Here is a 16285-nt window from a genome sequence, read left to right on the forward strand (position 1 = left end):
GTCGGTCGTCATGACTGATCTGCGCGGGTTGCACGAACTCGATCCGCTCCGTTTCGAGTCTCGGTCGATACTTCGCAAGCTGACCACGGCCAGCCGAGCGTTGGCCGAGCTCAAGGGGGTCGCCTCTTCCATTCCCCACCAAGGCATCCTCATCAATACGCTGGGCATGCAGGAAGCGAAGGACAGCTCGGCCATCGAGAACATCGTCACTACCCACGACGATCTTTTCCGGGACGATGCATTTCCGGATGCCTCCAACAGCCCCGCTGCCAAGGAGGTCCTGCGCTATCGACAGGCCCTCCATGTCGGCTATGCGTCCGTGCGCGATAGCGGGCTGCTGACGACCAACCAGATCATCGATATCCAGGCTGAGCTGGAGCGTAACAACGCAGGGCTGCGTCGCCTCCCTGGGACCACGCTGAAGGACGGACTGGGAAGAGTGGTCTATACGCCGCCGCAAGATGCCGAGCGTGTCATCGAATTGATGCGGGACTTGGAGCGTTTCATCAACGACGACGAGCTGTTCGACGCCGATCCGCTGGTGAAGATGGCGCTTATCCATCACCAGTTCGAAAGCATCCATCCTTTCTACGATGGCAATGGCAGGGCAGGTCGCATCGTCAATGTGCTCTACCTGCTCAAGTGCAAAATGCTCGACATACCGGTGCTCTACCTGAGCCGCTACATCGTTCGCCACAAGGCCGAGTACTACCGCTTGCTGCAGGCGGTGCGTGATGAGGAGCAATGGGAGGACTGGGTGCTGTTCATGCTGGCTGCCGTCGAGGAAACCGCGCGCCAGACAATCGGCACCATTGAGGCGATCAAGGCGGCATTGCTCGATTACAAGCATCGGATAAGGGCGCAGCACAGGTTCTACAGCCAGGACCTGATCAACAACCTGTTCACTCATCCGTACACCAAGATCGAGTTCGTCATGCGCGACCTTGGGGTCTCTCGCCTCACCGCCACTCGTTACCTGCAGGAACTCGCCGATAGCGGTTTCCTTGAGAAGCGCCGAATCGGCCGCTCCAACTACTACAGCAATCTGGCGCTCAACGCGGTACTCACCGGCGACGATCTGAGGGATGGAGCATGAGCCTCGACCTGCTCAACGACCCCTTCACCGGGCGCAGCCTGATCGAGGCCAGCGCCGGCACCGGCAAGACCTGGACCCTGACCGCGCTCTACGCGCGGCTGCTGCTGGAGCGCAAGCTGGGGGTGGGGCAGATCCTGGTGGTGACCTACACCACCGCGGCCACGGCCGAGCTGCGCGAACGCATCCGCGCGCGGCTGGCGGCGTTGCTGGCCATGTACGAAGGCGCACCGGCGCCCGACCCGGTGCTGGCCGGCCTGCATGCGCAGTACCCGGGCGAGGATGCCCACCGCCGCCTGCTGCTGGCAGTGCATGGCTTCGACGAGGCGGCCATCTTCACCATCCACGGCTTCTGCCAGCGCGCCCTGCAGGACGCGGCGTTCGAAGCCGGTGGCGATTTCGACAGTGAGCTGACGGCAGACGACCGCGAGGTGCTCGACGGCCTGCTCGCCGACCTCTGGCGTGCTGAGCTGGCGGCGGCCGAGCCGGCCTGGGCGCGCTTCCTCGCGCAGAAGCGCCTCACCCCGCAGGTCCTGCGCCAGCGCCTGCGTTCGCACCTGGGCAAGCCCTACCTGCGTATCGAACCTCGGGAAACCGAGCTGGGCGACCTGGGCGCGGCCGGCGAGGCCTGGAACCACGCCCGGGATACCTGGCTGCGCGATGCCCAGGCCTGCCTCGCCGACCTGGCGGCCTTCGACGGGCTCAACAAGCGCAGCTACGACGCCGCCAAGTTCGCCCTCTGGCAGGGTGAGCTGGACGCCTATTTCGCCGACCCGGCGGCGCTGTTCGCGGCGCCCACAGGCCTGGAAAAGCTCGGCCGTGAGGCGCTGCTAAAGGCCTGCAAGAAGGGCTTCGAGCTGCCCGAGCACGCCCTCTGCGCTGCGCTGCAGGGGCTGTTCGATGCATTGGAAGAGGCCAAGCCCGCCGGTGAGGCGCGGCTGATCGACCTGCAGGTGCGCCTGCTCGACACCCTCAACCGCGAGCTGCCGGCGCGCAAGGCGGCGCAGCGCATGCTGGCCTTCGACGACCTGCTCAACCGCCTCGACCAGTCGCTGCAGGGCCCCGCCGGCGAAACGCTGGCCGCCGCCCTGCGCGAGCGCTACCCGGTGGCGCTGATCGACGAATTCCAGGACACCGACCCGGTGCAGTACGCCATCTTCCGCTGCATCTACCCGGGCGGCGAGCAAGGCGGCGACCTGTGCTTCGTCGGCGACCCCAAGCAGGCGATCTACGCCTTCCGTGGCGCCGATCTGGCTACCTACCTCAAGGCCCGTGACGAGGCGGCGCGGCAGTACAGCCTGAACACCAACCACCGCTCGGTGCCGGCGCTGATCGCTGCGCTCAATCAGGTGTTCGACCGACCCCTGCCCTTTGCCGAGCCGGGGCTGACCTACCCGCCCGTGGGCGCCAGCGACAAGGCCCGCGCCCAGCTGGTACTGCCTGAAGCGGGGGCGCCGCTGGAGCTGGTGTGGCTGGGCGACGAACCCTTGGGCAAGGGCGAGGCCGGTAACGCCGTGGCCATCGACACCGCCCGACGTATCGCCGCCCTGCTGGCCGCCAGTGGCCGGGGCGAGGCCTATTTCGACGAGGCCGGCGTGCGTGCGCCCCTGCGCGGCGGCGACATCGCCGTGCTGGTGGCCAGCCACCGACAGGCTGGCGATGTGGCCGAGCAGCTGGCCGCGCGCGGCGTGCCCAGCGTGCGCCGTGGGCGTGACAGCGTCTGGCACAGCGCCGAGGCCGAGGAGCTGGCCGCCGTGCTCGCCGCCTATGCAGAGCCCGGCCGCGAAGGCGTGCTGCGCTACGCCCTGGCCACCCGCCTGCTGGGCCGCGACGCCCAGGCCCTGGCGCGCTGCCAGGACGACGAGCACGCCTGGGACCAGGAGCGCGAGGACGCCGAGCGCTACCACCAGTTCTGGCAGCAGCAGGGCTTCATGCGCGCCTTCCGCGCCTGGCTCGACGAGCAGCGCGTGGCCGAACGGCTGATCGCCCTGCCCGACGGCGAGCGCCGCCTGACCAACCTCCTGCACCTCGCCGAGCTGCTGCAGGCCGAGAGCCTCCAGCGCCCCGGCCTGGAACCGCTGCTGGCCTGGTTCAACGCCCAGCGCGCGGCGGAGAGCCACGGCGACGACGCCCTGCTGCGCCTGGAAAGCGATGCCGAGCGGGTGCAGATCGTCACCGTGCACACCAGCAAGGGCCTGGAATACCCGCTGGTGTTCTGCCCCTACCTCTGGGACGGTGCGCTGCTGCGCCGCGACGAAGACATCACCTGCCACGCCGAGGACGGCACGCCGCTGCTGGACCTGGGCGGCGCCGACTACGACGACAACCGCGAGCGCGCCCGCCGTGAACGCTTCGCCGAGCGCCTGCGCCTGGCCTACGTGGCGCTGACCCGCGCCCGGGATCGCCTGTGGCTGCACTGGGGCCCGGTGGCCCTGCCCAAGGCGAAGAAGGACGGCGAGCTGCCCGAGGACGGCCTGCATAGCAGCGCCCTCGCCTGGCTGCTGCACGGCCGCGAACTGCCCGGCGATGCCCTGCTCAGCGAGCTGGGCAGCCACCTCGCCGCGCTGGATGGCGCCGGGCTGCGCCGCGAGTTGCAGGGCCTGGCCGATGCCAGCGGAGGCACCATCGCCCTGGTGGCCTGTCGCGACGCCGAGGCCAGCGCCCAGGGCGAGACCCGCGCTGCGCCGCCGGCCGCCCTGTCGCACCTGCAGCGTGGTTTGCACAGTGCCTGGCGGGTGGGCAGCTTCTCCGGCCTGGCCGCCGGCATGCACATGGAGGCGCCGGACCGCGACGCCTTCTTCGTGCCCCCGGCCACCGATCCGGGAGCCGGCTTCTACGGCTTCCCCCGGGGCGCCCGTGCCGGTACCTGCCTGCACGCCATCCTCGAAGACTGGGTGCGCGGCGAGGGCGAGCTGGAGGCCCTGGTGCCGCTGCACCTGCTGGGCCACGGCCTGCCCGAGGACTGGGCGGCGATCGCCATCGAGCATCTGCGCAAGGTGCTGGATTCCGACCTCGACGGCCAGGGCCTGAGCCTGGCTGCCCTCGAACCGAGCCGGCGCCTGCCGGAGCTGGGCTTCACCTTCCCTGTGGCGCAGCTGGATATCCAGGGCCTGCGCGCGGTGCTGGCCGACCCCGCCCACGGCCTGCCGGAGCCCATGCGCCTGGCCGCCGAGCGCCTGGAATTCGATCAGTTGAATGGCTTCATGAAGGGCTTCATCGACCTGACCTTCGAGCACCAGGGGCGCTGGTACATCGCCGACTACAAGTCCAACTGGCTCGGTCCGGACGCCAGCTACTACGGCGGCGAACGCCTGGAGCAGGCCATCGCCACCGAGCACTACCACCTGCAGTACCTGATCTACCTGGTGGCGCTGCGACGCTTCCTGCGCCTGCGCCTGGACGGTTTCGCCAGCGAGGGGCTGGGCGGCGCCTACTACCTGTTCCTGCGTGGCATGCCGGAGGCCGGCGTGTACTTCCACCGGCCCGACGACGCGCTGCTCGACGCCCTGGACCGCCTGTTCGAGGAGGGCCGCCCATGAGGCTTGCCGAATGGCCCCTGGGCCCGCTGGAGCGTTTCTTCGCCGAGAGCCTGCTGCGCCTCGACCCGGATGCCGGCGAGGCGGTCACCGCCGCCGCCGCGCTGTGCTGCCAGGCCCTGGCCAATGGCGACGTGTGCCTGCCCCTGGCGCGCCTGGCCGGGCAGCGGGTGTTCGACGAAGGCGCCGCCGGGCTCGACCTGCCGGCCCTGCCCACCTGGCTCGCCGCCCTGCGTGCTTCCCCTCTGGTGGCGGAGCCTGGCGGTTATGCGCCGCTGACCCTGGACGGCGAGCGCCTCTACCTCAGCCGTTACCACGCCTACGAAACGCGCCTGGCGGCGAGCCTGCTGGCCATGGCCGGCGCCCGCCCGCCGGTGGATGAAGCGCGGCTGGCGGAATCCCTGGCGCGGCTGTTCGCCCGCAATACCCAGCAGCCGGACTGGCAGCGCCTGGCCGCTGCCCAAGCGGTACGGCGCAACCTGGCGGTGATCTCCGGCGGCCCCGGCACCGGCAAGACCACCACCGTGGTCCGCCTGCTCGCCGCGCTGCTGGAACAACCCGGTGGCGAGCGCCTGGCCATCGGCCTCGCCGCACCCACCGGCAAGGCCGCCGCGCGCATGGCCGAGGCCATCCGCAATGCCAAGGCCGAGCTGCCAGTGGACGATGCGATCAAGGCCCTGCTGCCCGAGGAGGCGCGCACCCTGCACCGCCTGCTGGGCAGTCGCGGCGACAGCCCGCAGGTGCGCCACCACGCCGACAACCCGCTGCCGCTGGACGTGCTGGTGGTGGACGAAGCCTCGATGGTGGACCTGGCGCTGATGGCCAAGCTGCTCGACGCCCTGCCCCCCGGCGCGCGCCTGGTGCTGCTGGGCGACAAGGACCAGCTTTCGGCGGTGGAGGCCGGCGCGGTGTTTGCCGAGCTCTGCGAGGGCCGTGGCCTGGATGCCACCGCCAGTGCCGACCTGGAGCGCATCACCGGCCAGCGCGTGCCGGTGGAGCAGCCGCGCTCGCGCCTCGGTGACGCCGTGGTGCTGCTGACCCACAGCCACCGCTTCGCTGGCGACAGCGGCATCGGCGAGCTGGCGCGGCGCATCAACGCGGGCGACGCGCGGGGCACCCTGGAGTTGCTGCGCGAGGCGCGGCCCGATCTCGGCTGGAACCCCGGCCCGCTGCAGGGCCCGTTGCTGGAACGCCTGGACTCCGGCTACGCGCCCTTTATCGTCGCCGCGCGCACCGGTGATGCCGAGGCCGCTTTCGCCGCCTTCGCCGACTTCCGCGCCCTCACCGCCCAGCGCGAGGGGCCCTGGGGGGTGAACGGCATCAACGAGGCGCTGGAGGCGCGCATCAAGCGGCGCCTGGGCATCGCCAGCCGCGAGCGCTGGTACCCGGGCCGCGCGGTGATGGTGCGACAGAACGACTACGCCCTGGGCCTGTTCAACGGCGACATCGGCATCTGCCTGCCCACGCCCAACGGCCTGCGGGTGTTCTTCGAGGGGGAAGGCGGCCACCGGCCCTTCGCCCCGGCGCGCCTGCCCAGCCACGACAGCGCCTTCGCCATGACGGTGCACAAGAGCCAGGGCTCGGAGTTCCGCGAGGTGCTGCTGGCGCTGCCGGAACAGCCGAGCCCGCTGCTCAGCCGCTCGCTGTTCTACACCGGCATCACCCGCGCCAAGCAGCGGGTGGAGATCTGGGGCCTGCCGCAGCGCCTGGGCGAGGCGGTGAATACCCGCGCCGAGCGCGCGGCCGGGTTGGCCGCGCGCCTGGCCAGTGCGGAGCTGGCACCCGTCATGGCGCCGCCACCCGCCGCACCACCCGCACCTCCGGCGGGTGGGCAGCTGGACCTGTTCTAACGGGTCTCCCTCACAGGGTGACGAAGCGCTGCAGGCCGCCGGCGAAGCTGGCCTGGATGTAGCTGTACACCGCCCCCGCGCGCTTGTAGCCGCCATGGTTGGAGACCACCTTCTTGCAGTTGGCGACGAACACCGTGCTGGTGGCCACTTCGATGTAGGTCTTGTCTTCAGGGCCGTAGAGGCCCAGGGCCAGGTCATGCTCGGAGGAGGCGTAGGCGAAGCGCAGCACCTCGTCCCGCGAGGAGTGGAAGATGTACACCCGCTCGCAGGAGGGGATGGCGTCGGCGAACTCCTCGTCGCTTTCGAAGCATTCGTTATCCACAGCAGGCGCCGTGCAGAAGTAGTTGCGCACGATGCGCCCGGGCGAGCCCTTGAGGGCCTTGAGGGTGACCCGTGCGCCGAGGCTGTGGGACATCACGTCGACGGCGGTGGCATTCCCATAGAGGTTGTCCAGCAGGAAGCGGAACATCCGCGCCACGGCGTTGGCGCGCTTCTTCGCCTGCCACCAGTCGAGCTTCTGGTCGCCGCCGGGCCAGGAGTAGCCGAGCACCATGTCGTAGGCATTGGCGAGGTGGACCATGGCCTGCTGCTCGATCACCTGGTAGGAGTCGAACACCTCGAACTGTTCGTTGTTGTAGCCGTGCACCAGCAGGAGCAGGCGCTTGCCCTTTACCAGGTGCAGCAGGTCCTTGAAGTCCAGCACCGCCGTGACCGTGTCGTTGGCCAGGTCCATCTCGCGTATCAGGTGGCCGGTCTCGGAGAGCTGGTCCGGGTTGGAGAAGTCCTTGCGTGAACTGATGATGATCATGAGCGACTCCGCGTTCCTTGCGGCGAGGGGCCGGCCACGGCCCGGCGATGTGTGGCCGAGACCGGAACCCGTGAGACACCGCAGCGTTGATGAGGGGGTTCAGCACGGGAGGCCGACGGCATCGCACGCCAGCGCCGGGGACCAGGCGCAAGCGAAACGGCGGGTGCAGGTGAACTCTAGATCAGGGATGTGCGGTCAGGGGGAGGTTGAGGCGGGGGATCGATGGAGAGCGGTGGGCTGAAGCGGAGCGCCGCCCGGCCCACCCTACGCCGCACCTACGCCCATCCTGTGCCCAGGCGGGAACGAGAACGGGGCCCGTGGGCCCCGTTTTTCGTAGCGAGTGGCGGGTCAGTCGATGCTGACCACCTTGGCGAGGACGATCTTCGGGCCCTTCATCTTCTTGACGATGATGCGCAGGCCTTCGGTCTCCAGCACTTCCTCTTCCTCGGGGACGCGGTTGAGGGTTTCGTAGATCAGGCCGGCGAGGGTGTCCGCCTCGACGTGGTCGAGGTCGATGCCCAGCAGGCGCTCCATCTTGAACAGCGGGGTGTCGCCACGCACCAGCAGCTTGCCGGGCTGGTAGGCGAGGATGCCGCGTTCGGTCTTGCGGTGTTCGTCCTGGATGTCGCCGACCAGCACTTCGAGCACGTCTTCCATGGTCAGGAAGCCGACCACCTTGCCGTCGGCCTCTTCGACCAGGGCGAAGTGCGCGCCACCCTGGCGGAACTGCTCCAGCAGGCGCGACAGCGGCATGTGCTTGGTGACGCGCTCCACCGGACGGGTCAGCTCTCCCAGGTCGAAGGACTCGGGGAGGCTGTCCAGGGCAGAGAGGGCCAGGAGCAGGTCCTTGATGTGCAGCACGCCGATGAACTCGCCGGTCTGGGCGTTGTGCACCGGGTAGCGGCTGTACTTGTGGCGACGGATCACGCTGAGGATGTCGGCCAGCGGGGCATCGTGCTCCAGGTAGATCAGGTCTTCGCGGGAGTTGGCCCAGTCGACCACTTCCAGTTCGCCCATCTCCACGGCGGAGGCGAGTACGCGCATGTCCTGGTCGCTGGGGTCACGGGCGCGGCTGGAGTGGAGGATCAGCTTGAGCTCGTCGCGGCTGTAGTGGTGCTCGTGGTGCGGGCCGGGCTCGCCCTGGCCGGCGATGCGCAGGATGGCGTTGGCGCTGGCGTTGAGCAGCCAGATGGCCGGGTACATCAGCCAGTAGAAGAGGTACAGCGGCACCGCCGTCCACAGCGACAGCAGCTCGGGTTTGCGGATGGCCCAGGACTTGGGCGCCAGCTCGCCGACCACGATGTGCAGGTAGGAAATGATGAAGAAGGCGGTGAAGAAGGAGATGCCGTGGGCCAGCTTCTCCGACTCGATGCCGAAGGCGCTGAGCAGCGGGCCGAGCAGGTGGGCGAAGGCCGGTTCGCCAACCCAGCCGAGGCCGAGGGAGGCGAGGGTGATGCCCAGCTGGCAGGCCGAGAGGTAGGCGTCCAGCTGGTTGTGCACGGTGCGCAGGATGCTGCCGCGCCAGCCGTGCTTGTCGGCGATGGCTTCCACGCGGGTGGCGCGCAGCTTGACCATGGCGAACTCGGCGGCCACGAAGAAACCGTTGAGCACGACGAGGAACAGGGCGAACAGAACGAGGCCGAAGTCGGCGAAATAGGAAGAGAGTGAACTAGCGGGGGAAGGGTCCATTGGGGGCTTTGGCTGGCGAATGATCGGCTAAGGGTGAAGGCTCGACCCGGAGTTTGCAAGACGCCGGGCCACGTCGCGGCCCGGTGCTGCGTGGCGCGCTCAGGCGCGCTGTACCACCTGGGCGGGCGGGAAATGGCAGGTGAAGGTGCTGCCGTGGTTGAGCACCGAGCTGATGTCGAGGCGGCCGCGGTGGCGGATCAGCACGTGCTTGACGATGGCCAGGCCCAGGCCGGTGCCGCCGGTGTTGCTGGCGCGGCTGGAGTCGACCCGGTAGAAGCGCTCGGTGAGGCGCGGCAGGTGCTTGCTCTCGATGCCGATGCCGGAATCCTGCACCGCCAGGTGCGCGCCCAGTTCGTCGCCCCACCAGCGGATGCGCACGTCGCCGCCATCGGGGGTGTACTTGACGGCGTTGAACACCAGGTTGGAGAAGGCGCTGCGCAACTCGGCCTCGCTGCCGCGCAACTGGTAGCTGGCGTCGGCTTCGAGGGTGATCCTGTGCTGGCGGCTGCCGGACAGGGCGACGGCATCGTTGCGGATGCTCTGCAGCAGGGTGTCGACGGCGATGGGCTGGTTGTCCGAGGGGTAGTCGGTGGCTTCCAGCTTGGCCAGCAGCAGCAGGTCGTTGAGCAGGTTCTGCATGCGCCCGGCCTGGGAGTTCATCTGCTGCAGGGCGCGGGTCCAGCGGGGGTTCACGTCTTCGACGTTGTCCAGCAGGGTTTCCAGGTAGCCGGCGATCACCGTCAGCGGGGTGCGCAGCTCGTGGGAGACGTTGGCGACGAAGTCCTTGCGCATCTGTTCCAGCTGGTGGATGCGGGTGACGTCGCGCACCAGCATCAGGTGTTCGCGGTTGCCGTACTGGGTGATGTGGAACTGCAGGCGCAGGCGGTCGTTGACCGGCGACGGCAGGTCGAGGGACTCGCGGTAGTTTTCCTGCTCGAAGTATTCCTTGAAGCGCGGGTGGCGGATCAGGTTGGTCACCGGCTGGCCGCTGTCCTGGGGCGTCTTCAGGCCCAGCAGGTTTTCCGCGGCGCGGTTCCACCAGTCGAGGTTGCCCTCGCTGTCGAGCATGACCACGGCGTCCTTGAGGGCGGCGGTGGATTCCTGCACGCGGTCGATCACCGCTTGCAGGCGGCCGCGTACGCGCTGATCACGGCGCTGCAGGTGATAGATGCTGTCGAACACTTCGCCCCAGAGGCCGTAGCCATCCGGCGGCGGCTCGTCGGGTTTGTGTTCCTTGAGCCATTTGTGCAGGCGCAGGAGCTGGCTGAGGGTCCAGCCGAGGTAGCCACCGAGGCCGACGGCCAGGGCCCAGCCGTACTCGCCGGTGATGAAACCGCCGAGCAGGCACGCGACGAGGAGGAGGAGCAAACGGCGAATTACGGCGCGACGCCAGTCCTGGTTCAACGGGTGCGTCCTTGTGCGGGGTCAGCCTTTGGTGGAGAAACGATAGCCGGTGCCGCGTACCGTCTGCACCAGGTTTTCGTAGGCGTCGCCCAGCGCCTTGCGCAGGCGGCGGATGTGCACGTCGACGGTGCGCTCCTCGACATAGACGTTGCCGCCCCAGACCTGGTCCAGCAGCTGGCCACGGGTGTAGGCGCGCTCCTGGTGGGTCATGAAGAACTGCAGCAGGCGGTACTCGGTGGGGCCCATCTCGGCGGGCTTGCCGTCGATGGTCACGCGGTGGCTGATGGGGTCCAGCAGCAGGCCGCGGATTTCGATCGGCGCTTCGCTGTCGGTGGGGCCGGCGCGGCGTAGCACGGCCTTGAGGCGGGCCACCAGCTCGCGGGGCGAGAAGGGCTTGGTGATGTAGTCGTCGGCGCCGACTTCCAGGCCCTGGATCTTGTTGTCCTCTTCGCCCTTGGCGGTGAGCATGATGATCGGGATGTCGCCGGTCAGCTCATCGCGCTTCAGGCGCCGGGCCAGCTCGATGCCGGAGGTGCCTGGAAGCATCCAGTCGAGGAGGATCAGGTCGGGTTTGCGGTCGACGATGATGGCGTGCGCCTGTTGGGTGTTCTCCGCTTCCAGGCACTCGTAGCCGGCCATTTCCAGGGCCACCGCGATCATTTCGCGGATGGGCGCTTCGTCGTCGACTATCAGGATGTTCTTGCCAACCATGTATCCGCCTCGGGTCGCTTGTTCAGCTGGTTTGCGCGCATTAGATAACGGAATTATTGCAGCTATATGACACCGGCATGTAGCGGGATGGCCTCGCCCGGGCAGCGACGGGCGGCTCGATGGCCTCGACTATGCTCAACGGGCCACCGGCACACAGCCGGAGCCGGCCTGACGCGGCACCCTGCGAGGGTGCCGGCTGCCTGCCCGCCGCACCCCGTCCCGGGCCGGCGGTTGCCGGGCCGAAGCGGACCCTTGCGAGGAGAAATGCGATGAGCAGAACTTATCCACAGGCGCTGGCCCTGCTGGCCGGGGCGTTGCTGTCCTGGCCGCTGCTGGCGGCGGAGCCGGCGATGGAGAAGGATGGCGTGCTGGTGGATCACCACGGCATGACGCTGTACACCTTCGACAAGGACGCCATGGGCATGTCCCACTGCAGCGGCGAATGCGCGAAGAACTGGCCGCCGCTGATGGCCGAGGCCGGTGCCAAGGCCGAGGGCAAGTGGAGCCTGGTCAAGCGCGATGACGGCACCAGCCAGTGGGCCTATGACGGCAAGCCGCTCTACACCTTCATCATGGACAAGAAGGCCGGTGACAAGACCGGCGACGGCAAGATGCAGGTCTGGCACCTGGCCAAGCCCTGAGCCCGCTCCTGCCCCCGTGACCCGCGACCCGCGTTGCGCTGGTTCAGCGCAGCGCGTAGTCGGCCACCAGGCCGATGAAGATCGCCATCCCCGCCCAGTGGTTGTGCAGGAAGGCATTGAAGCAGGCCTGCGGGTCCCGCGTGCGCGTGCTCCAGGATTCCCAGGCGAAGCAGGCGGCGGCGCCGAGCAGGCCGAGGTGGAACCACAGGCCCAGCTCGAAACGGCTGCCGGCCAGGAGCAGGCACAGCAGCGCCAGGCCCTGGAGGGTGGCGATGATGATGCGGTCGGCGTCGCCGAAGAGGATGGCGGTGGATTTCACCCCGATCTTCAGGTCGTCCTCGCGGTCGGTCATCGCGTAGTAGGTGTCGTAGGCCACGGTCCACAGCAGGTTGGCGATGTACAGCAGCCAGGCCGCTGCCGGCAGCTCGCCGGTCTCGGCGGTGAAGGCCATGGGCATGCCCCAGGAGAAGGCCGCGCCGAGCACCACCTGGGGGTAGAAGGTGTAGCGCTTCATGAAGGGGTAGCAGGCGGCCAGGGCCAGGCCGCCGAAGGACAGCCAGATGGTGGTGGCGTTGGTCAGCAGCACCAGGCCGAAGCTGAGGGCCACCAGCACGGCGAAGAACATCAGCGCCTCGCGCGGCTTGATCGCGCCGCTGGCCAGGGGCCGGGCCTTGGTGCGGTTGACGTGGCCGTCGAAGTTGCGGTCGGCGTAGTCGTTGATCACGCAGCCGGCGGCGCGCATCAGCACCACGCCAACGACGAATACCAGCACGTTCTTCAGGCTCGGACGGCCCTCACCGGCGACCCACAGCGCCCAGAGGGTGGGCCAGAGCAGCAGGTAGATGCCGATGGGCTTGTCCATGCGCGTCAGCTGGATGAAGTCCCAGGCGCGGGGGTGCAGGCGGTTGAGCGATTGCAGGAGCTTGAGGTACATCGGCGGTCTCCGCTGGGCGTGGGCGGATTATAAGGTTTCGATGCCGGCGTGCTGCCACAGGGTTGGCAGGAATATCTCGGCCACCAGCACCGCCAGTTCGCCACGGCGGAAGCAGGAGCGACGCCCCCACAGGCGTTCGGCGCGCACCTCGGCGGGCAACCAGGCAGCGGGATAGCGGGTGACTTCGATGGTGCCGCGGGTGAAGGCGCGGTCACTGAACAGCAGCTCGCCCAGGGAGCGGCTGCCCAACTCACCCAGGGCCAGGCCGGAGCCTTCCAGGGCGCTGCGGGCCGCCACGCTGCGGGCAAATACCCAGGCTTCGCCGTGGCCGCGCAGGTAGACCTCGCGGACCCAGCCCTGGCTGCCCATCGGCACGCCGAGGGCGGTGCATTCGTCGTTGCGCAGGATCTGCCAGCTCTCCACCAGCGGGGTGACGCTGAAGGCGTCGGCCGAGAGGGCGGTGAGGCGGCGGGTCAGCGAGCCCTGGTCGAACAGCCAGTCACGCAGGCCGGCGGCGGGCGCGGGATGCAGTTGCGTGGCGCTGAGCCAGCGGGGCGGATGGGCGAGGGCGGCGTCTGGCACGATGGTCCTGGCGGTTCGGGGCGGCGCGGGAGTCTAACACGGTGCCAGGGGCGTTTCGTGGGGTGGCGGGTTGCCGCAGGCGGGCTTCATCCCGTCGCCCGGCGTCTTGGCGCTGTGCCGCGTTTGGTATAGGTTGCGCGCCAAACCGTGAGTTCCGCCGAGGACGATAATGAAAAAGTGGCAATGCGTGGTCTGTGGTCTGATCTATGACGAATCCCAGGGCTGGCCGGATGACGGCATCGCCGCGGGTACCCGCTGGGAAGACGTGCCGGCCGACTGGCTGTGCCCCGACTGCGGCGTCGGCAAGCTGGACTTCGAGATGATCGAAATCGGCTGATCCATCCCGGGCCCCCCACGTCCTGTGGCGGGCCCGTATCCCCTGCTTCCGGCCCGCGTGGCCGAGGAAGCGCTCAAGGCCCTCGCCCTGTTTGCCCACCACGAAGCCCCCGGGTTCATCGACGCCCATGGTGTCTCCTTTCTCACCGCCACCCGAGCCCAACCTCCGTCGGGCGGGCCGCGCCAAGCCTTGGCGAGGTGTTCGCAATTGGAGTAGGGTCTCAACGGTTTTTCCGCCGGGCGGGGGTGCTTATGCGCAAGTGGCAATGCGTGGTTTGCGGCTTCATCTACGACGAGGCCCAGGGCCTGCCGGAAGAGGGCATTGCCCCGGGCACGCGCTGGGAAGACATCCCCCCGGACTGGGTCTGCCCCGATTGCGGCGTGGGCAAGGTCGACTTCGAGATGATCGAGATCGCCTGATCCGCGACAACCCCCGATATTCAGCGACGGCCCGTGGGCCGTCGCGTCGTTTTGCAGCTGAGGAGTGAGTGATGAGTGCACCCGTGGTGATAGTCGGGACCGGCCTGGCCGGCTACAACCTGGCCAAGGAGTTCCGCAAGCTGGACAGCGAGACCCCGCTGTTGCTGATCAGCGCCGACGACGGTCGCTCCTACTCCAAGCCGATGCTGTCCACCGGCTTCGGCAAGAACAAGGACGCCGACGGCCTGGCCATGGCCGAAGCCGGTGCCATGGCCGACCAGCTGAAGGCCGAGATCCGCACCCACACCCGCATCACCGGCATCGACGCGGGCCACCGTCGCCTGTGGATAGGCGAGGAAGCGGTGGAATACCGCGACCTGGTGCTGGCCTGGGGCGCCGAGGTGATCCGCGTGCCGGTGGAAGGCGACGCCGAAGACGCGGTGTTCCCGATCAACGACCTCGAAGACTACGCCCGCTTCCGCGTGGCGGCGGCGGGCAAGAAGCGCGTGCTGATCCTCGGTGCCGGCCTGATCGGTTGCGAGTTCGCCAACGACCTGACCCTGGGCGGCTTCGAAGTGGAACTCGTGGCGCCCTGCGAGCAGGTCATGCCCGGCCTGCTGCACCCGGCGGCTGCGGCGGCGGTACAGGTCGGCCTCGAAGGCCTGGGCACGCGCTTCCACCTGGGCCCGGTGCTGGCCAGCCTCAACCACGCCGGCGACGGCCTGGACGCGCACCTGTCCGATGGCACCCGCATCGCCTGTGACCTGGTGATCTCGGCGGTGGGCCTGCGCCCGCGCATCGCCCTGGCCGCCGCAGCCGGGCTGGATGTGAATCGCGGGGTGATGGTGGACCGCCACCTGAAGACCTCCCACGCCAACATCTACGCCCTGGGCGATTGCGCCGAAGTGGATGGCATCAATCTGCTCTACGTGATGCCGCTGATGGCCTGTGCCCGTGCCCTGGCGCAGACCCTGGCGGGCAATGCCACGGCGGTGAGCTACGGGCCGATGCCGGTGACGGTGAAGACCCCGGCCTGCCCGCTGGTGGTATCGCCGCCGCCCCGTGGCTCGGAGGGGGCCTGGAGCGTGGAAGGCTCTGGCGCCGACATCAAGGCGCTGTGCCGCGATGCCGGCGGCCGCCTGCTGGGCTACGCCCTGACCGGCGCGGCGGTGCAGGAGAAGCTGGCCCTGAACCGTGAACTGCCTCCCCTGCTGGCGTGAATCGCCGTCCTTCTGTCGGATTAGCCCTCGGGTTCGCGCCCAAAACTGTCGGACAACACTGGCGCGGCCCTTTGCAGCATGCCATCCTCCCTCTGGTCTGCCGCAGCGCAGAGCTGTTGCGGCGCCTTGGGCGCTGTTCTGGATGAACAGCACGGACACAAAAACAACAAACCGTCAAAGAGGCATCTATGCGTAAACCGGAACTCGCCGCCGCCATCGCCGAAAAGGCCGATCTCACCAAGGATCAGGCCAATCGTGTACTCAACGCCGTTCTCGAAGAAATCACCAGCGCGCTGAACCGCAAGGACAGTGTGACCCTGGTCGGTTTCGGCACCTTCCTGCAGCGCCATCGCGGTGCTCGCACTGGCAAGAACCCCCAGACCGGTCAACCGGTCAAGATCAAGGCCAGCAACACCGTTGCCTTCAAACCGGGCAAGTCCCTGAAGGACGCGGTCAACTAAGGCCATGGACGCCCGGGGCCGCCAGGCTCCGGGCGTGATCTGACAGCCCTTTCCACCCATCCCAAGTCTGGCTGTAGTCCTGCTCGCAAACCGCTACAATGCGCCGCCGTTCCATTTTCAGCCGAGGCTCGTGCGCATGAAATTCCGTCTTCTCCTCTGGATGCTGGGCCGCCTGATGGCCAAGGCCAGCCGTGACAACGCCGCTTTTCAGGAGCAGCTCGCCGGCAAGGACCTGGTGTTCCAGTTGCATACCCTGGACGGCAAGGTCGCGCGGCATTTCATCGTCAAGGACCAGCGCGTGACCAGCAAGCGCGGCACCGCCGAGGCTCCGGCCTTCGCCATCGGCTTCAAGGATGGTGCCTACGGTTTCGCCACCATGAACGCCAAGAACAAGCAGCTGGCCTTCATGCAGGGCATCCAGAACAAGGACATCCAGATCCAGGGCAACCCTGCGCTGGTGATCTGGTTCCAGGGCCTGACCAAGTACCTGGTGCCGAAGAAGAAAGCCGCCGCCAAAAAGGCTGCCTGATCCGCATTCGGTCGCTGCGCTGCTGGTCGGCGCGCGGCCCTTTCGCTAGGCTGATCCGTGTGCGCCCTTCT

Annotated in this window: 15 protein-coding genes; 9 read left to right on the forward strand and 6 right to left on the reverse strand. The window is 68.3% G+C overall.

The window, feature by feature from the left end:
* Positions 1-10: 10 nt before the first annotated feature.
* Genes OEJ36_RS02790 through recD form a run of 3 tightly spaced genes read left to right on the forward strand, consistent with a single transcriptional unit; the run spans position 11 to position 6479 of the window.
* A complete protein-coding gene (locus OEJ36_RS02790; RefSeq protein ID WP_263400302.1) occupies positions 11-1096 on the forward strand; it encodes a Fic family protein in 1086 nt (361 codons plus the stop codon).
* Complete coding sequence (gene recB / locus OEJ36_RS02795) at positions 1093-4632, forward strand: exodeoxyribonuclease V subunit beta (RefSeq protein WP_263400303.1); 3540 nt, start codon at positions 1093-1095, stop codon at positions 4630-4632. The genes OEJ36_RS02790 and recB overlap by 4 nt, the downstream gene beginning before the upstream one ends.
* Positions 4629-6479, forward strand: coding sequence for an exodeoxyribonuclease V subunit alpha (gene recD / locus OEJ36_RS02800; protein WP_263400304.1), 1851 nt, complete (start codon positions 4629-4631; stop codon positions 6477-6479). Before recB ends, recD begins: the two co-directional genes overlap by 4 nt.
* Positions 6480-6489: 10 nt before the next feature.
* Here recD and OEJ36_RS02805 read toward each other — a convergent pair whose 3' ends face one another.
* The 4 genes from OEJ36_RS02805 to phoB form a co-directional block, all read right to left on the reverse strand.
* Positions 6490-7287, reverse strand: coding sequence for an alpha/beta hydrolase (locus OEJ36_RS02805; RefSeq protein ID WP_263400305.1), 798 nt, complete (start codon positions 7285-7287; stop codon positions 6490-6492).
* Positions 7288-7635: 348 nt separating this feature from the next.
* On the reverse strand, positions 7636-8976 hold the full coding sequence (locus tag OEJ36_RS02810) for a hemolysin family protein (protein ID WP_263400306.1): 1341 nt from the start codon (positions 8974-8976) through the stop codon (positions 7636-7638).
* A 99-nt stretch (positions 8977-9075) separates the two neighbouring features.
* Positions 9076-10380, reverse strand: coding sequence for a phosphate regulon sensor histidine kinase PhoR (gene phoR, locus OEJ36_RS02815; RefSeq protein ID WP_263400307.1), 1305 nt, complete (start codon positions 10378-10380; stop codon positions 9076-9078).
* 21 nt (positions 10381-10401) lie between these two features.
* Positions 10402-11091, reverse strand: coding sequence for a phosphate regulon transcriptional regulator PhoB (phoB, locus tag OEJ36_RS02820; protein WP_021218863.1), 690 nt, complete (start codon positions 11089-11091; stop codon positions 10402-10404).
* A 269-nt stretch (positions 11092-11360) separates the two neighbouring features.
* Between phoB and OEJ36_RS02825 the strand changes: the two genes are divergently transcribed.
* On the forward strand, positions 11361-11732 hold the full coding sequence (locus tag OEJ36_RS02825) for a hypothetical protein (RefSeq protein ID WP_263400308.1): 372 nt from the start codon (positions 11361-11363) through the stop codon (positions 11730-11732).
* A 43-nt stretch (positions 11733-11775) separates the two neighbouring features.
* On the opposite strand, the gene ubiA is transcribed toward OEJ36_RS02825, so the two are convergent.
* Both ubiA and OEJ36_RS02835 read right to left on the reverse strand, forming a co-directional pair.
* Entirely contained in the window at positions 11776-12666 is an 891-nt protein-coding gene (gene ubiA, locus OEJ36_RS02830) for a 4-hydroxybenzoate octaprenyltransferase (protein ID WP_263400309.1), read from the reverse strand.
* Positions 12667-12693: 27 nt separating this feature from the next.
* A complete protein-coding gene (locus OEJ36_RS02835) occupies positions 12694-13248 on the reverse strand; it encodes a chorismate--pyruvate lyase family protein (RefSeq protein WP_263400310.1) in 555 nt (184 codons plus the stop codon).
* Positions 13249-13417: 169 nt separating this feature from the next.
* Between OEJ36_RS02835 and OEJ36_RS02840 the strand changes: the two genes are divergently transcribed.
* The 5 genes from OEJ36_RS02840 to OEJ36_RS02860 all read left to right on the forward strand — a co-directional run bounded on the left by OEJ36_RS02840 (position 13418) and on the right by OEJ36_RS02860 (position 16214).
* Entirely contained in the window at positions 13418-13585 is a 168-nt protein-coding gene (locus OEJ36_RS02840; protein ID WP_184488247.1) for a rubredoxin, read from the forward strand.
* Positions 13586-13836: 251 nt separating this feature from the next.
* Positions 13837-14004, forward strand: coding sequence for a rubredoxin (locus OEJ36_RS02845; protein WP_043240950.1), 168 nt, complete (start codon positions 13837-13839; stop codon positions 14002-14004).
* Positions 14005-14075: 71 nt separating this feature from the next.
* The gene (locus tag OEJ36_RS02850) at positions 14076-15224 is read left to right on the forward strand and encodes an NAD(P)/FAD-dependent oxidoreductase (protein WP_263400311.1); all 1149 of its coding nucleotides are present in this window, start codon (positions 14076-14078) and stop codon (positions 15222-15224) included.
* A gap of 188 nt (positions 15225-15412) precedes the next feature.
* Positions 15413-15685: an HU family DNA-binding protein gene (locus OEJ36_RS02855; protein WP_021218870.1), complete on the forward strand. Its 273-nt coding sequence runs from the start codon at positions 15413-15415 to the stop codon at positions 15683-15685.
* A 136-nt stretch (positions 15686-15821) separates the two neighbouring features.
* Positions 15822-16214 (forward strand): hypothetical protein, encoded by a 393-nt coding sequence (locus OEJ36_RS02860; RefSeq protein ID WP_031287521.1) that lies wholly within the window; start codon positions 15822-15824, stop codon positions 16212-16214.
* Positions 16215-16285: the final 71 nt, after the last annotated feature.

The sequence above is a fragment of the Pseudomonas sp. PDM13 genome (assembly GCF_025685765.1).
Taxonomy (GTDB): Bacteria; Pseudomonadota; Gammaproteobacteria; order Pseudomonadales; family Pseudomonadaceae; genus Metapseudomonas; species Metapseudomonas solani.

Coding starts and splice junctions, on each gene's coding strand:
- recB (WP_263400303.1), top strand. CDS start 1,093: ATGAGCCTCGACCTGCTCAACGACCCCTTCACCGGGCGCAGCCTGATC.
- ubiA (WP_263400309.1), bottom strand. CDS start 12,666: ATGTACCTCAAGCTCCTGCAATCGCTCAACCGCCTGCACCCCCGCGCC.
- OEJ36_RS02850 (WP_263400311.1), top strand. CDS start 14,076: ATGAGTGCACCCGTGGTGATAGTCGGGACCGGCCTGGCCGGCTACAAC.
- OEJ36_RS02810 (WP_263400306.1), bottom strand. CDS start 8,976: ATGGACCCTTCCCCCGCTAGTTCACTCTCTTCCTATTTCGCCGACTTC.
- phoB (WP_021218863.1), bottom strand. CDS start 11,091: ATGGTTGGCAAGAACATCCTGATAGTCGACGACGAAGCGCCCATCCGC.
- OEJ36_RS02790 (WP_263400302.1), top strand. CDS start 11: ATGACTGATCTGCGCGGGTTGCACGAACTCGATCCGCTCCGTTTCGAG.
- OEJ36_RS02855 (WP_021218870.1), top strand. CDS start 15,413: ATGCGTAAACCGGAACTCGCCGCCGCCATCGCCGAAAAGGCCGATCTC.
- OEJ36_RS02845 (WP_043240950.1), top strand. CDS start 13,837: ATGCGCAAGTGGCAATGCGTGGTTTGCGGCTTCATCTACGACGAGGCC.
- recD (WP_263400304.1), top strand. CDS start 4,629: ATGAGGCTTGCCGAATGGCCCCTGGGCCCGCTGGAGCGTTTCTTCGCC.
- OEJ36_RS02840 (WP_184488247.1), top strand. CDS start 13,418: ATGAAAAAGTGGCAATGCGTGGTCTGTGGTCTGATCTATGACGAATCC.
- OEJ36_RS02860 (WP_031287521.1), top strand. CDS start 15,822: ATGAAATTCCGTCTTCTCCTCTGGATGCTGGGCCGCCTGATGGCCAAG.
- OEJ36_RS02805 (WP_263400305.1), bottom strand. CDS start 7,287: ATGATCATCATCAGTTCACGCAAGGACTTCTCCAACCCGGACCAGCTC.
- OEJ36_RS02825 (WP_263400308.1), top strand. CDS start 11,361: ATGAGCAGAACTTATCCACAGGCGCTGGCCCTGCTGGCCGGGGCGTTG.